The organism is Ramlibacter henchirensis, assembly GCF_004682015.1.
GTDB lineage: Bacteria > Pseudomonadota > Gammaproteobacteria > Burkholderiales > Burkholderiaceae_C > Ramlibacter > Ramlibacter henchirensis.
In genome coordinates this window covers 966,309-981,906 of the sequence record NZ_SMLM01000002.1, presented here as the reverse complement: position 1 = coordinate 981,906, position 15,598 = coordinate 966,309, and the positions used below count along the sequence as shown (strand labels likewise).

Sequence of the window (15,598 nt, the reverse complement as noted above, 5' to 3'; positions counted from 1 at the left end):
GTGAGGGAGACCGTATGACAGAAAACGTTTCGCAAGGCATCGAACCCGGCTGCGTGGCCATCGTGGGCATGGCCGGTCGCTTCCCGGCCGCGCGCACGCCGGCCGAGCTGTGGAAGCTGCTGGCCGGCGGACGCGAGGCCACCCAGTGGCTCACCGACGAGGAGCTGCGTGCCGCCGGCGTGAGCGATGCCGAGCTGAACGACCCAAACTACGTGAAGGCCAGCCTGGTGCTGCCCGACATGGAGATGTTCGACGCCGAGTTCTTCGGCTTCTCCAGGCGCGACGCCGCCATCCTGGATCCGCAGCACCGCCACTTCATCGAGTCGGCGTGGGAAGCGCTGGAGGACGCCGGCCATCCGCCAGAGAAGTTCGAGGGCGCCATCGGCGTGTTCGCCGGCTGCGGCATGCAGGCCTACCTGCCGTATAACCTGCTCACCAATCCCGAGCTGAAGAAGTCGGTGGGCCTGTTCCTGCTGCGGCACACCGGCAACGACAAGGACTTCCTGTCGACCCGCGTCTCCTACCTGCTCGACCTGAAGGGCCCGAGCCTGGGCATCCAGACCGCCTGCTCCACGTCGCTGGTGGCCGTGCACGTCGCGTCCCAGAGCCTGCTGGCCGGCGAGTGCGACATGGCCCTGGCCGGCGCGTCCAGCATCGAGCTGCCGCACCGCCATGGCTACCGCTTTGCCGAAGGCGAGATCCTCTCGCCCGACGGCCACTGCCGCGCGTTCGACGAGAACGCCAGCGGCACGCTGTTCGGCAGCGGCGCCGCCGTGGTGGTGCTGCGCCGACTCGAAGACGCGATCCGCGACCGCGACAACATCTACGCCGTGATCCGCGGCTCCGCCGTCAACAACGACGGCTCGCAGAAGGCCGGCTACCTGGCGCCGAGCGTCGATGGGCAGGCGCGCGCCGCCGTCGAAGCGCTGGGCGTGGCCAACATCGAGCCCGCGAGCGTGCAGTACATCGAGGCGCACGGCACCGGCACGCCGGTGGGCGACCCGATCGAGATCGCGGCGCTCACGCAGGCCTACGGCGAAGGCGGCCGCGGCTTCTGCGGCATCGGCTCGGTCAAGACCAACATCGGCCACCTGGACACGGCCGCCGGCGTGGCGTCGCTGATCAAGGTGTCGCTCGCGCTGCGCAACGAGCTGATCCCGCCGTCGCTCAACTTCACCCGCCCCAACAGCCGCTTCGACATCGAGAAGACGCCGTTCCGCGTCGTCGACCAGCCGCGGCCCTGGACGCGCGGGCAGCAGCCGCGCCGCGCCGCGATCAACTCGCTCGGCGTGGGCGGCACCAACGCGCACGTGATCGTGGAGGAGGCGCCCCGCCTCGTTTCGCAGGCGCCGGCGCAGCAGCCGCTGCAGGTGCTCACACTGTCGGCGCGCACGCCCGCTTCGCTGGAGCGCCTGAAGGCCAAGTGGAGCGACTACCTCGCCCAGCGGCCGGCGGACTTCAGCCTGTTCGATGCCGCCTTCACGCTGCAGGAAGGCCGCCGCGCCTTCGCGCATCGCTGCGCCATCGTCGCGCAGGACGTGGAAGGCCTGGCCGCCGCGCTGGACACGCGCAACCATCCGCGGGTGGCCGCGGGCAAGTCCGGCACGAGCGCCCCGGGCGTCGTGATGATGTTCCCCGGCGGCGGCGCCAGCTACGCGGGCGCCGGCCGCGAACTGCTCACACAACCGGCGTTCCGCGCCGCGGTGGACGACTGCTTCCGTCGCATGCCCGCCGACGTGCCGTCCGACCTGCGCTCGGTGATGTTCGAGCGCGAGCCCGGCGACGAGCAGGGCGGCCGCGTGCTGGAGCAGCCGCGCTACAACATCCCCGCGCTGTTCGTCCTCGAGTACGCCATCGCGAAGCTGTGGGAAAGCTGGGGCGTCAAGCCCGCGGCCGTGATCGGCCACAGCGCGGGCGAGTACGCCGCGGCGGTGATCGCGGGCGTGATGAGCCTGGAAGACGCGCTCAAGGTCGTGGTGCTGCGTGGCCAGCTTTTTGAGCAGGTGCCCTCCGGCGCAATGCTGTCGGTGGACCTGCCGGAGTCCGAGCTGCGCACGCTGATGGAGGGCCTGGAGCTGGACATCGGCGTGATCAACGCGCCCGACCTGTGCATCGCTTCGGGTCCCTCCGCATCGATCGACGAGCTGGCCAGGCGCCTGGCGGCGCAAGGCCGCGAAGGCCGGCGGCTGCACATCAAGGTGGCTGCGCATTCGCGCCTGCTAGACGGCATCCTGGAGCGGTTCCGCCAGGGCGTTTCGAGCATCCGCCTCTCGCCGCCGACGATCCCCTTCATCTCCAACCTGAGCGGGGACTGGGCCGATGCGGCACTGCTGTCCGATCCGGACTACTGGGTGCGCCACCTGCGCCAGCCGGTGCGCTATGCCGCGGGCCTGGCCAAGGTGCTCGAGATGGGCGACGCCGTGCTGCTGGAAGCCGGTCCGGGCCAGGGCCTGTGCGCTCTCGCCCGCCAGAACCTGCAGGGCCAGCAGCGCACCGTGCTGCCGTCCACGTGCAAGGCGCAGGAGCCGAATGCCGACCTGTCGCTGATGCTGACTTCGCTCGGCGCGCTGTGGACCCGCGGCATCACGCCGGACTGGAACGCGGTGCGCGGCGGCGGTTCGCCGCGCCGCATCTCGCTGCCCACCTACGCTTTCGATCACCAGCGGCACTGGATCGAGCCGGGCAGGATCACGCACGAGGAAACTTCGCAGCAGGACGCCGTGCCCGTGCAGTCCGTGCGCCGCCTGCCGCAGATGGACGACTGGTTCGGCGTACCGCAATGGAGTCCCGCGCCGCTGCCGCACGTGCCGGCCGCGCAACCCGGCCAGCAGTGGCTGGTGTTCGGCGGCAACGACGCCACGACGGCAGGCGTGCTGCGCCGCATCGCCGAAGAGGGCGGCAAGGCCACGCTGGTGCGCCACGGCGACGCGTTCGCCTCCGGCGCCGACGGCTACACCGTCCACCCCGACGACGAAGCCCAGTTCGAACAACTCTTCACCGCACTCGACCAGGCGGGCCGCTCGCCCGACCACATCGTCCACCTCTGGTCGCTGGAGACCGGCGCGCAAGGGCGCGGCGAGGGCCTGCTGCTCGGCCAGGCGCTGGCCTTCGACAGCCTGGTGCACATCGCCAAGGTGCTGCAGACGCTGGACGTGCGCCAGCCGGTGCGGCTCACGGTGATCGCCGCCGGCAGCCAGGCGGTGAACGGCTCGAAGGTGGAGCATCCGGTGCGAAGCCTCGCGCTGGGGCCGTGCCGCGTGATCCCGCGCGAGCTGCCCAATGTCAGCACCGTGCTGGTCGACCTCGACCCGCGCGACACCGCTTCGGCCGCGATCTGCCGCGCCGTCGTGTGCGAAGCGCTGGCGGCACCGGGTGCCGACCTCGTCGCCTTGCGCGGAGGCACGCGCTGGGTGGCGCAGCTGGTGCGCTCGGCGTCTTCCACGTCGGCCAAGCCGCTGGTGCGCGAAGGCGGCGCCTACCTCATCACCGGTGGCCTGGGTGACATCGCACTGGAGCTCGCATCCTTCCTGGCGGGCCGCTATAAGGCGCGCCTCGGGCTGGTCAGCCGGCGCGCACTGCCGGAGCGTTCGGCCTGGCAGGCGCTCGCGTCCAGCCGCGACCAGGGCGAGCCGGCGCAACTGGTGCGCCGCCTGCTGGAGATCGAGTCCTCGGCCGGTGCGCAACTCGCGACCTACAGCGCCGACGTCACGGATGCGGCCGCCATGTCGCGCGTGGTCGAGGACATGCGGCGCCGCTGGGGCGCGATCAACGGCGTCTTCCACGCCGCGGGCGCGCTGCAGGATGCGCCCATCGCCGCCAAGACCGCCGAGTCGCTGCGCAAGGTGATCGCGCCCAAGGCGGTCGGCGCCCAGGTGCTGCACGAGCTGCTGCCGCCCGGCCAGCTGGACGTGTTCGCGGTGTTCTCCTCCACCAGCGTGTACCTCGGCCCGCCGGGACAGGTCGACTACGTGGCGGCCAACGCCTTCCTCGATGCGCTCGCCGCGGCCCGCCCGGACGGCCTGGCCATCCACTGGGGCATCTGGGGCGACAAGGGCATGGCCGCGCGCGCCTACGGCCGCACACCCGCCCCTCCGTTGCCACAGGGCGGGCATCCGCTGCTGGGCGTGCGGCGCGACACCGAGAACGGTCCCGCGTTCGAGGCGACCTACTCGGCGCAGGACCTCTGGGTGCTGCGCGAGCATGCCGTCGCCGGTCGCCCGGTGCTGCCCGGCACGGGCTACATCGAGATCGCGCGTGCCGCGATGGCGCAGTTGCATCCCGGCGCAGGCGTGGAGATCCGATCGCTCTCCTTCGAGGAAGCGATGGTGTTCGACGCCGGCGGCCGCCGCGAGGTGCGCATCGAGATGCAGCGCAGCGGCGAAGGCTACGAGTTCGTGGTGCGCAGCCGCGCCGAGGCGCGCGAGCCGTGGCAGGAACACGCCCGTGCCCTGGTGGCCCGCTTCAACGGCACGCTGCCGCCGAACACGCAGCCCCCCGCCGGCGCCTGGCAGGAAGGTCGGCTGCCGCAGGACGGCGTCGCCTTCGGTCCGCGCTGGCACAACATCGCGCGCATGCAGCTGGACGGCCACCGCGGGACCGCGGAGATGGCGCTGCCGGAGCGCTTCGCGGCCGACCTGCAGCCCTATGCGCTGCATCCTGCGGTGACCGACATCGCGGCGACCTTCGGACTGCACCTGCTCGATGAGCAGAACCGCCGCGACAGCCTCTTCGTGCCGCTGTCCGTGGACCGCATCCGCATCGTGGCGCCGCTGCCGCTGCGCAGCATCAGCCGCGCCGAGCTCAAGGGCCCGGTGAAGGACCGCTTCGCCGCGTTCGACGTCAGCCTGCACACGCCCGAAGGCGCGCCGATCGCCACCTTCGAAGGCTTCAGCCTGCGCGGAGTCGACCCGCAGGCGATGTCGCGCAACGCGGCCAGCCATGCGCGCAAGGAACCCAGCCTGGCCGAGGCGATGCTGGCGTGCGGCCTGCGGTCCGAGGAAGCGCCCGCGCTGTTCGAGCGCGTGCTGTCGGGCGGTGCGCGTGACGTGGTCGTGTCCTCGATCTCGCTGTCGGCCGTCAAGCGCGCGATGAGTGACGCCGCGCCCAAGCCGCTGCCGCCGGTGGCGGCCTCGCGTGCGCCTGCTGCTTCGGCGGCGCAGCTCAATCCGGTCGAGTCGGTCATCGCCGAGGTGTGGCGCGAGCTGCTCGGCGTGGACGAGGTCGGCCGCGATGACGACTTCTTCGCGCTGGGCGGCCATTCGCTCGCGGCGGTGCGCCTGTTCGCGCGCATCCGCAAGCAGTGGAACGTCGACCTGCCGCTGGCCACGCTGTTCCAGGGCTCCACGCTCGCCGGCCTGGCCGCGATCGTGGCCGAAGCCGGCCGCCTGGACACCAGCATGCCGACTGCGCCTGCGCCCACGGCAGCGCCCGCCGCCTCCAACGTCATCCAGCTGCCGCGCGCCTGGTCGCCGCTGGTAGCGATCTGCCGCGGCTCGGCCGAGCGGCGCCCGGTGTTCTGCGTGCACGGCGCGGGCGGCAACGTGCTCAACTTCAAGGTGATCTCCGACCGGCTCGGGCCGCAGCAGCCGTTCTACGGGCTGCAGGCCCAGGGTGTGGACGGCCGGCTGCCGCCGCTGACCAGCGTCGAGGCGATGGCCGCGCAGTACGTGGAAGCCATCCGCACGGTGGACCCGGCCGGCCCGTACCGGCTGGCGGGCTACTCCGGCGGCGGCGTCATCGCGTACGAGATGGCGCAGCAGCTGCGGCGCGAGGGCCGGCAGGTCGACACCATCGTCATGATCGACACGCTGGCGCCCGAAGCGGCGCGACGCAAGGTGCCGCTGCTGCAGAAGGTCTGGCTCAAGCGCCACTGGAACCTGGAGTTCCTGCTCGACTGGCCGGCCCGGCGGCGTCGCGGCCGCGAGATGCAGCGTCAGTACCAGGTGGCGATGGAGAAGGTCGCGCGCGGCGAGCCGCTGCCGCCAGAGCTGGCCGACTTCCACCTGTTCCGCAACTTCACCGACGCGCAGGAACGCTACCAGCCGCAGCGCTACGAGGGCGACATCGTGCTGCTGCGCGCAGCGCAGGCCGAGACGGTCTACCTGTTCGCCGGGCCGCAGCTCGGATGGAACGAGCTCGTGTCGGGCGAGATCCGCGTCACCGAAGTGGGCGGCTCGCACTTCTCGATGATGGCCGAGCCCGGCGTGTCGGAGGTGATCGAAGCTTTCCGGCGCGAGCTGGCGCGGCTGGACGGCGAGGGCCCCGCGGGGAAGGGCACGGCGGAAGGCCGCAAGGGCCTGCGGTCGGTTGGGTCGCGCGGATTGAGTCCGGTGGCCTGACGCCCGCGAGGGCCGGCGTCGCGATCGTCATGCCGGCCTAAGCCAAGCCTGCTAAGGTCGGCCGTCATGGAGACCTCTGCCTGGCGCCTTGGCTGGCGCACCCTCGGCCGCGACCTGCGCGCCGGTGAGCTGCGGCTGCTGATCGTCGCGGTGATGCTGGCGGTCGCGGCGCTCACCGCGGTCGGGTTCTTCGCCGACCGGCTCAAGGGCGGGCTGGCCCGCGACGCGCGCCAGTTGCTGGGCGGCGATTCCGTCGTCGTCAGCGACAACCCGACGCCGCAGGCATTCCTGGAAAAGGCGCGCTCGCTGGGGCTGCAAAGCGTCACCACGATCCTCTTTCCGACGATGGCACGGGCGCCCGACGACAAGGGCGGCGGTGCGCGGCTCGTGGCGCTGAAGGCGGTCGAGCCGGGGTATCCGCTGCGCGGCGGCCTCACGGTGGCCGACCAGCCGGACGGGCCGGGCGAGGCGACGAGCGACGTGCCGCGCGCCGGCGAAGTCTGGGTCGACCGCGCGCTGCTGGAAGCGCTTGGCCTCGCGCCGGGTGACCGGCTGCTCCTCGGCGACGCCAGCCTGCGCATCGCGCGCGTCGTGGTGCTCGAGCTGGACCGCGGCACCGGCTTCTCCACGTTCGCGCCGCGCGTGATGGTCAACCAGTCGGACCTGCCGGCCACCCGGCTGATCCAGCCCGCGAGCCGCGTTGCTTATCGCTTCGCCGTCGCGGGGCCCGACCGCGCGGTCAAGAGCTTCACCCAGTTCGCCACGGCCGAGGCGACCCGCACCCAGGTGCGCGGCGTGCGCGTCGAGTCGCTGGAAAGCGGCCGGCCCGAGATGCGGCAGACGATGGACCGCGCGGAGAAATTCCTGAACCTGGTGGCGTTGCTGTCCGCGTTGCTGAGCGCGGTCGCGGTGGCGCTGGCGGCGCGCGGCTTCGCCGCCAGCCACCTGGACGATTGCGCCATGCTGCGCGTGCTGGGACAGTCGCAGCGCACCATCGCCGCCGTGTACACGGTGGAGTTCGGGCTGATCGGCCTGGCCGCGAGCCTGCTCGGTGTCGCGATCGGCTTCGCGGTGCACTTCGTGTTCATCCTGCTGCTTTCCGGCCTGGTGGAAACGTCGCTGCCCGCAGCCAGCCTGTGGCCGGTGGGCTTCGGCCTCGGCATGGGCCTGACCTTGCTGTTCGCGTTCGGGCTGCCGCCGGTGCTGCAGCTCGCGCAGGTGCCGCCGCTGCGCGTGATCCGGCGCGACGTGGGCAACCTCAAGCCCGCTTCGGCCCTGGTGCTGGGCGTCGGCGTCGCGGGCTTCGCCACGCTGCTGCTGGCGGCCAGCAGCGACCTGAAGCTGGGCGGCATCGCGGTGGGCGGCTTCGCGGGCGCGGTGCTGCTGTTCGCGCTGCTGAGCTGGGCCGCCGTGAAGCTGCTGCGCGTGTCGGTGAACGAGGTGACCGCGCCGCGCTGGCTGGTGCTGGCCACCCGACAACTCTCGGCGCGGCCGGTGTACGCGGTCGTGCAGGTGAGCTCGCTCGCCGTCGGGCTGCTCGCCCTGATGCTGCTCGTGCTGCTGCGCACCGACCTCGTCGCCAGCTGGCGCAAGGCCACGCCGCCGGATGCGCCCAACCGCTTCGTCATCAACGTCATGCCGGAGCAGGGCGAAGCCTTCCAGCAGGCGCTGCGCGCGGGCGGCGTGAACCGCTACGACTGGTACCCGATGATCCGGGGGCGGCTGGTCGCCGTGAATGGTCGCGCGGTCGGTCCCGACGACTTCACCGACGATCGCGCACGACGCCTCGTCGATCGCGAATTCAACCTCTCGCACTCGGCCACTGCACCCGCCCACAACATGGTGGTGGCCGGCCGCTGGCAACCGGAAGAGGCCGACGCCGTGAGCGTCGAAGAAGGCATCGCGGAAACGCTAGGCCTGAAGCTGGGCGACACGCTGCGCTTCGACATCGCCGGCGTCACGAGCGAGGCGAAGATCACCAGCCTGCGAAAGGTGGACTGGGGTTCGATGCGCGCCAACTTCTTCGTCATGTACCCGGTGAGCCAGATGCCCGATGTGCCCAGCACCTACATGACGTCGTTCCGCGCCCCCGAGCGCAAGGGCTTCGACAACGCGCTGGTGCGCCAATTCCCCAACATCACCAACGTCGACATGACCAGCACGATCAACCAGGTGCAGGCGGTGCTCGACAAGGTGGTGCGCGCGGTGGAGTTCCTGTTCGGATTCACGCTCGCCGCCGGCGTGGTCGTGCTGTTCGCGGCTGTCACCGCGACGCGTGAGGAGCGCGCGCGGGAGTTCGCGATCATGCGCGCCGTCGGAGCTCGCGGCTCCTTGCTGCGTCAGGTGCAGCGCGCCGAGCTCGCGGGGGTGGGGCTGCTGGCGGGCTTTCTGGCGAGCGTCGTCGCTTCGGTTGTGGGCTGGGGATTGGCGCGCTTCGTTTTCGATTTCCAGTGGACCGCTTCGCCGCTCGTTCCGCTGGCGGGCGCGCTCACGGGCGCTGCGCTCGCGCTCGGTGCGGGCTGGTGGGGACTGCGCGAGGTGCTCAGGCGGCCGGTGGTCGAGACCCTCCGCCGCGCGGCGGAGTAGGGCGCGCGCGGGGGCTTAGCGCCCCAGCGTCGGCAGGTCGTGGCCCCAGGCTTCGATCTCGTCGGGAAAGTGCATGCGGCTGCCGGAGGCGCAGCCCGACAGCGCGAACGCCGCGAGGCAGGCAAGGGCGATCAGACGTCGGCTCATGGTCGTGCTCCTGGCGGCCGGCGGGCGTCACGCAGCAACGTCCGGCTCGGCCTGCTCCGGAGTCTCCGCCGCGAACCGGCGCACCGGGGCTGCCATCGGCGCAAAGCCGCGTAGGAGAGCCGCCCCGCGTCAGGGTAAACGTCGCCTCCCCGCGTGCGCGGCCACTCCTATCATGGGCGCGTGCAGACATGGCACCTGGACCCGACGCCCGCGCCGCAACCGCTTGCGGCGGACTCCGTGGCGCTGCTGTTGCAGGCGCCGCAAGACGACGCGCCGGGCGCCACGCTGCTGGCCTTCCTCAATCGACTGACTGCCGTCGACTACCTCTCGCTGGTCGAGTACCTGCCCCAGCCGCGAAGTCCTCTCGCCGCGCCGGAGCTGGTGGAAGGCCATGCGCGCCCGGGCCTTGCGAACGTCACGCCCGATTGCTTCCAGCGATACCGGCAGTGGTTCTGGCGCGAGGACGAAGGCACGCGGCTGGCCCACCAGGCCGACCGTCGCGGCGGCGGCCTGGCCGCGCTGCACGTGCAGGCAGAGGACATCCACGTCGCGTCATGGCGCAGCGAGATCTACGACCGCGCGCACCTGTCCGCCCGCTTGAGCTTCTTCTACGAACCCGTGCCGGGCACGACGTTCTCGATGAACCTCTACCGCGACCGCTCGCACGGCGGCTTTGCCGCGGACGAGATCGCCCGATTGCTGGCAGTCGCCCCGCTGTTGCGGCAGGCGCATCGCTGCGTGCTCCGCAGCTCCCCGGCTGCTGCCCGCCCAACGAGCCGCGACCAGCAGGTCGAACGCGCGCAGGCGACTCTGCGGCGCAAGGCCCCGGAACTCTCCGCGCGTGAGCTGGCGGTGTGCGCGCGAATCGCCTGCGGGATCTCCGCCGACGGCATCGCGGCGGAGCTGGACGTTGCGCCATCGACCGTGATCACGCTGCGCAAACGTGCCTATGCCAAGCTGTCCGCGCGCGGCGTCACCGGCGGACGGCTGCAACTGGCCGCCTTCCTGCACTAGCCCGGCGATAACCGCACTCGTCCCCTTTGCGGGGGACAAGGGCCCGCCACCCGCCGCGCCAGCATCGAAGGCGGTTGAACGACTTGCCTGGAGGATGACGGCATGTGGCTTCGCAACTGCTGGTACGTGATCGCGTGGGACCATGAGATCCCCGCGGCCGGTTCGCCCGAGCTGTTCACGCGCACCGTGCTGGGCGAGCCGGTGCTGGTGATCCGCCGCGAGAGCGGCGAATTCGCCGCGCTGGAGGACCGCTGCTGCCATCGCCTCGCGCCGCTGTCCAAGGGCCGCCGCGAAGGCGACTGCGTGCGCTGCGGCTACCACGGGCTGAAGTTCGACGCGCAGGGCCTGTGCGTCGACGCGCCCGGCATCCCCATCATCCCGGAGAAGGCGAGGGTGCGCACCTATCCCATCGTAAACAAGAACCGCTGGGTGTTCGTCTGGATGGGCGACCCGGCCAAGGCCGACCCCGCGCTGCTGCCCGACAACTTCTCCTGCGATCACCCGGACTGGAAGCACAAGCCGGGCTACCTGCACTACGACACGCCCTACCTGCTGATCTGCGACAACCTGCTGGACTTCTCGCACCTGTCGTACGTGCACGAGAAGACGCTGGGCGGCTCCACCGCCATCGCGCAGGCCAAGGCCGAGACCGAGCGCGTCGACGGCCCGGGCATGCCCGGCGTGAAGGTCACGCGCCGCGTGCCCAACGTCCCGGTGCCGCCCTATTACCGCAAGATGCGCAGCTTCACCGAAGGCGCTCTGCTCGACCGCTGGTTCATCTACGAATTCCTGCTGCCCGGCACGCTGCTGATGAACTCGGGCGGGCGCCCCGTGGGCGATCCGCCCGACGACTTGAGCAACGCGGTGCGCCTGCACAGCTGCCAGACGCTGACGCCCGAGACCGAGACTTCGACGCACTACTTCTTCGAGCAGTCGCATCCTTCGAACCAGGGCGACGACAGCCTCACGGAAGGCATCTTCCAGAGCATCGTCACGGCCTTCGAGGAGGACCGCGACATGATCACCGCGCAGCACCGCAACATATTGCGCGACCCGGCCAAGGCCATGGTGCCGCTGCCGATCGACGGCGCCCTGGTGCAGTTCCGCCGCATCCTGTCGCAGAAGGTGGCAGCTGAGAGCGGCCAAGCGGCTTCCGCTTCCTGACGAACACAACCCGGAGACAGCCATGCGCCGATCGTTCCTTCTCCCCACCCTGGCCGCCGCCTTGTCGCTCGCGGGCGGCGCCGCAATGGCGCAGGCGGCCTGGCCGACCAAGCCGATCCGCTTCGTCGTGCCCTATCCGGCGGGCGGCGGCACCGACTACGTCGCGCGCCTGATCGGCGAGCGCCTCTCGAAGTCGCTGGGGCAGCCGGTGGTCGTGGACAACAAGTCGGGCGCGGCCGGCGGCATCGGCGTGGCCGAAGTCGCCAAGGCCGAAGCCGACGGACACACGGTGCTGGTGACGATCAACGACCCGCTGGTGAACAACACGGCGCTGTTCAAGACGCTGCCCTACGACCCGCAGAAGGACTTCGCTTTCGTCGCGCAGATCGTCCGCAGCCCGGCGCTGATCTCCGCCAACCCCACGCTGGGCGTCAAGAGCATCGACGAACTGCGCAAGCTCGCGCAGTCGGGCAACAAGCTCAGTTACGCGTCCTGGGGCATCGGCAGCCTGGGGCACTTGCTCGGCGAGACGCTGAACCGCGAACTCAAGGCGCAGATGGTCCACGTGCCGCAGCGCGGCGAAGGGCCGGTGGTGCAGGACCTGCTGACCAACACAGTGAGCGTGGGCCTGTCCAGCGTGGGCACTGCCAAGCAGCACGTGGCGGGCGGCAAGATCGTGCCTTTGGCCGTGATGGGCAGCGAGAACGGGCAGCGCCTGTCAGCGCTGCCGCAGGTGCCCACGATGAAGGAACTCGGTTTCAACGACCCGCTGTACGGATCGAGCGTGTGGATGGCGGCGCTGGTGCCGTCCCGCACGCCGCCGGCGGTGGTGCAAAAGCTCTCGAGCGAGATCCGCGCCATCGCCAATGCGCCCGACATCCGCAACTTGCTCATCGACCGCGGCTTCGAGATGCACGTGACCACGCCGGAGCAAGCCACGGCCAACTACAAGGCGGAGTTCGAGATCATCACGAAGCGCATCCGCGAACTCGGCATCGAGCCGCAGTGACCCCGAGGGGCTCGCGATGCTCAGTGCTCCGAGCTCACCATCCAGGGCACGCCGAAGCGGTCCGTGAGCATGCCGAAGTGGCCGCCCCAGAAGGGCGGAGCGAACGGCATCGTGACCTTGCCGCCTTCGGCCAGCGCATCGAAGGCCTTGCGGGCTTCGTCTGCGCTGCCGGGCACGTAGACCGACATCGCGAAGCCCTGATAGGCGGGCTTGGGCTGCCCGGGCATGGTGTCGCTGGCCATGAAGCGCGCGCCCTTGCTCTCGAAAGTGGAGTGCATCACCTTCTGCTTCCACTCGCGCGGCAGCTGCGCGTTGTCCATGGGCGAGCCTTCGTAGCGCATGAGCGTGACGATCTCTCCGCCCAGGCAACGCTTGTAGAACGCGAGCGCTTCCTCGCAGTTGCCGCCGAAGAACAGGTAGCTTTCGATCTGCATTCGTGCCTCCTTCGTGCCAAGGGTCCCAGATCGTAGGAGGGCGCCGAATAAAATCCAGTGATGCTCGACATCTCCCTGCTAAGAAAAGACCTGGGCGCCGTGGTTTCGCGGCTCGAGGCGCGCAAGACGCCGCAGCCCTACCTGGACGTGGATGCGTTCAAGGCGCTCGAGGCCGAGCGCAAGACCATCCAGACCCGCACGGAGGAGCTTCAGGCCCGCCGCAACCAGCTCTCAAAGCAGATCGGCCAGCTCAAGGCCAAGGGCGAACCGGCCGATGCGGTGATGTCCGAGGTGGCCAACATCAAGGTCGAGCTCGACCGTTCCGCGCAGCGGCTGGAACAGATCCAGCCCGAGATGCAGGCGCTGCTGCTGTCGATCCCCAACCTGCCGCACGAGAGCGTGCCGGCCGGCGCCGATGAGCATGCCAACATGCAGGTGCGCGCCTGGGGCAAGCCGCGCGAATTCGACTTCGCCGTGCGCGACCATGTCGACGTCGGCGAGAAGCTGGGGCTGGACTTCGCCACCGCCATCAAGCTCAGTGGTGCGCGCTTCTCCGTGATGAAGGGCCCGATCGCACGGCTGCACCGCGCCATCGCCCAGTTCATGCTCGACGTGCAGACCGGCGAGCACGGCTACACCGAGTGCTACACGCCGTACGTGGTGAACGAGGCCACGCTGCGCGGCACCGGCCAGCTGCCCAAGTTCGAGGCCGACCTGTTCGCCGTGAGCAAGGGCGGGCAGGAGGGCCTGACGGAAGAGGACAAGCAGCCGCTGTACCTGATCCCCACCAGCGAGGTGTCGCTGACCAACTTCGTGCGCGACGAGGTGCTGGCCGAAGCGCAGCTGCCGATCAAGCTCACCGCCCACACGCCGTGCTTCCGTTCCGAAGCCGGCAGCGCGGGCCGCGACACGCGCGGCATGATCCGGCAGCACCAGTTCGACAAGGTCGAGATGGTGCAGATCACGCATCCCGACAGGAGCTACGAAGCGCTCGAGGAGATGACGCGCCACGCGGAGGCCGTCCTGCAGAAGCTGGGGCTGCCCTATCGCGTGATGCTCCTGTGCACCGGCGACATGGGCTTCGGCGCCGCGAAGACCTACGACCTCGAGGTCTGGCTGCCGGCACAGAACACGTACCGCGAGATCAGCTCGGTTTCCAACTGCGAAGCCTTCCAGGCACGGCGGCTGCAGGCGCGCTTCAAGACGGCGCAAGGCAAGAACGAACTCGTCCATACCCTCAACGGCTCCGGCCTCGCAGTCGGCCGCACGCTGGTGGCCGTGCTCGAGAACTACCAGAACGCCGACGGTTCCGTCACCGTGCCCGAGGCGCTGCGCCCCTACATGGGCGGCCAGGAGCGCCTCGCTCCCTGAGCTTGCCCCTGCGTTAGAATTGCGGGCTTCGCACCACGCGATACCGAATGAACCGGAGCGGTGGCAGAGTGGTCGAATGCGCCGGACTCGAAATCCGGTATACGGTTTACCGTATCGAGGGTTCGAATCCCTCCTGCTCCGCCAGGAATACCAAGCGCCATGCGGGTTTCAGCCCGATGGCGCTTTTTTACTCCCTTTCATACCCCCTTTTTGTTTTGAGCTGTGTTGGACGGCTTTGGACGGCGCGGTAAAACGAAAGTTAGAGCGCGGGGCGCGGCTGGGCGCGGTAGGAAATGCGAGGGGCAGGCTGTAGTGTGTGGGAATGCCCCTGGAAAACAGCCAAGACAGCACCCAGCAAAAAGAGCAGCCCGGCAAAGCGCGGCGCGAGCGGAGGCCCCGCCGACGGCAGGTAGACACTGAAAACCAGGGGCTGCCGGGCGGGGCACGCGACACTTGCTGCCTGAGTCGCTGCGGCACATGCAGGAGCTGGTCGAGCTGCTGCCGCGCCTTAAATTGGACGCGGCGGGGGAGCCAGACGTCCGCGCCACCGATCCTGAGGTGCTCAGCGCGATCGCGGAGCACGCCGCGGCGTCGGCGGCGGCAATTAATCTTGGCCTGTCGGCGGTGGGATCGCTGATGGCGTACGCCGCGCCGCAATGTGAAGACCGGGCCATCAACTCGGATGCGGTAGAGGCGCTGGGCTGGTTGTTCGCGGAACTGGGCGCCACGACAGCACTATTCGTCCGCCTGGCCGCAACTTGCAAGCAGGTTCAAGTCGGCGTGCATGGCTAGTGCGCGTGGACATCCTCGTCTCCGACTCTGGCTATCGCGAGAAGCTCCTCAGAGTTGGACCAGCCGCTTTATCGGACGCTGAGTTGCTCGCCGTAGTGCTCCGGACGGGGGCCCCAGGCAAGACAGTTCACTCGGTTGCTCAAGGCCTGCTGGAAGTGTTCGGCGGTGTTGGAGGCCTTCTCCATGCCTCACCGAAGCAGCTCGCGCAGCACAAGGGCCTCGGCGGAGCCGCGCGACGAGCGGAACTGCTTGCCATTTTGGAGCTTGCACTGCGCTCGCTTGGGCAGCAGCTCCGTGCGGGCGAAGTTTTCAGAACGCCCGGTGTGGTGAAAAACTACCTGCAACTGCACCTTGGCCGCATTCCGCATGAAGTATTCGCGGTGCTGTTTCTTGATACGCAGAACCGCCTCATCGAGATGGAAGTGATGTTCCGCGGCACGCTCACCCAGACATCGGTGTACCCGCGCGAGGTTGTTCGACGCGCCATGGATCACGACGCCTCAGCAGTGGTCTTTGCTCACAACCATCCCAGCGGGGAAGTAGAGCCGTCCAGAGCCGACGAAGTTTTGACGCAAACGTTGCGGGAGGCACTTGCGCTCATCGACGTTCGAGTGCTGGATCACGTCATCGTTTCTCACGGAGCCGCACTCTCAATGGTGGAACAGGGTCTGGTTTGACCGGCTGTACCTGGGCGCGACTTCTCTGTACCCGGCCCGTAGGCGATGTCGCGAGCGATCCTCACG

General features: G+C 69.6%; 10 protein-coding genes and 1 tRNA gene. 9 read left to right on the top strand and 2 right to left on the bottom strand.

Features of this window, described 5'->3' with window-relative positions; all coding sequences use genetic code 11:
- Positions 1–14: 14 nt before the first annotated feature.
- Both EZ313_RS17400 and EZ313_RS17395 read left to right on the top strand, forming a co-directional pair.
- The gene (locus EZ313_RS17400; RefSeq protein ID WP_135264522.1) at positions 15–6,338 is read left to right on the top strand and encodes a type I polyketide synthase; all 6,324 of its coding nucleotides are present in this window, start codon (positions 15–17) and stop codon (positions 6,336–6,338) included.
- A gap of 66 nt (positions 6,339–6,404) precedes the next feature.
- On the top strand, positions 6,405–8,924 hold the full coding sequence (locus tag EZ313_RS17395; RefSeq protein WP_135264521.1) for an ABC transporter permease: 2,520 nt from the start codon (positions 6,405–6,407) through the stop codon (positions 8,922–8,924).
- Between the two features lie 15 nt (positions 8,925–8,939).
- Here the strand turns inward: EZ313_RS17395 and EZ313_RS23725 are convergent, their stop codons facing one another.
- Entirely contained in the window at positions 8,940–9,071 is a 132-nt protein-coding gene (locus EZ313_RS23725) for a hypothetical protein (RefSeq protein ID WP_276606968.1), read from the bottom strand.
- A gap of 180 nt (positions 9,072–9,251) precedes the next feature.
- Here EZ313_RS23725 and EZ313_RS23720 point away from each other — a divergent pair, with 180 nt between their 5' ends.
- The 3 genes from EZ313_RS23720 (at position 9,252) to EZ313_RS17380 (ending at position 12,258) form a co-directional block, all read left to right on the top strand.
- Positions 9,252–10,085: a helix-turn-helix transcriptional regulator gene (locus EZ313_RS23720; protein ID WP_135264520.1), complete on the top strand. Its 834-nt coding sequence runs from the start codon at positions 9,252–9,254 to the stop codon at positions 10,083–10,085.
- A 102-nt stretch (positions 10,086–10,187) separates the two neighbouring features.
- Complete coding sequence (locus EZ313_RS17385; protein ID WP_135264519.1) at positions 10,188–11,249, top strand: aromatic ring-hydroxylating oxygenase subunit alpha; 1,062 nt, start codon at positions 10,188–10,190, stop codon at positions 11,247–11,249.
- Positions 11,250–11,271: 22 nt separating this feature from the next.
- On the top strand, positions 11,272–12,258 hold the full coding sequence (locus EZ313_RS17380; protein ID WP_135264518.1) for a Bug family tripartite tricarboxylate transporter substrate binding protein: 987 nt from the start codon (positions 11,272–11,274) through the stop codon (positions 12,256–12,258).
- 20 nt (positions 12,259–12,278) lie between these two features.
- Here EZ313_RS17380 and EZ313_RS17375 read toward each other — a convergent pair whose 3' ends face one another.
- Positions 12,279–12,692: a VOC family protein gene (locus tag EZ313_RS17375; RefSeq protein WP_240788691.1), complete on the bottom strand. Its 414-nt coding sequence runs from the start codon at positions 12,690–12,692 to the stop codon at positions 12,279–12,281.
- 60 nt (positions 12,693–12,752) lie between these two features.
- Here EZ313_RS17375 and serS point away from each other — a divergent pair, with 60 nt between their 5' ends.
- From serS to radC, 4 genes are all read left to right on the top strand, one after another.
- Entirely contained in the window at positions 12,753–14,063 is a 1,311-nt protein-coding gene (serS, locus tag EZ313_RS17370; RefSeq protein ID WP_135264517.1) for a serine--tRNA ligase, read from the top strand.
- A 54-nt stretch (positions 14,064–14,117) separates the two neighbouring features.
- Positions 14,118–14,207, top strand: a tRNA-Ser gene (locus tag EZ313_RS17365).
- Positions 14,208–14,540: 333 nt separating this feature from the next.
- The gene (locus EZ313_RS17360; RefSeq protein ID WP_135264516.1) at positions 14,541–14,855 is read left to right on the top strand and encodes a hypothetical protein; all 315 of its coding nucleotides are present in this window, start codon (positions 14,541–14,543) and stop codon (positions 14,853–14,855) included.
- A complete protein-coding gene (radC, locus tag EZ313_RS17355; protein WP_135264515.1) occupies positions 14,855–15,532 on the top strand; it encodes a RadC family protein in 678 nt (225 codons plus the stop codon). Before EZ313_RS17360 ends, radC begins: the two co-directional genes overlap by 1 nt.
- Positions 15,533–15,598: the final 66 nt, after the last annotated feature.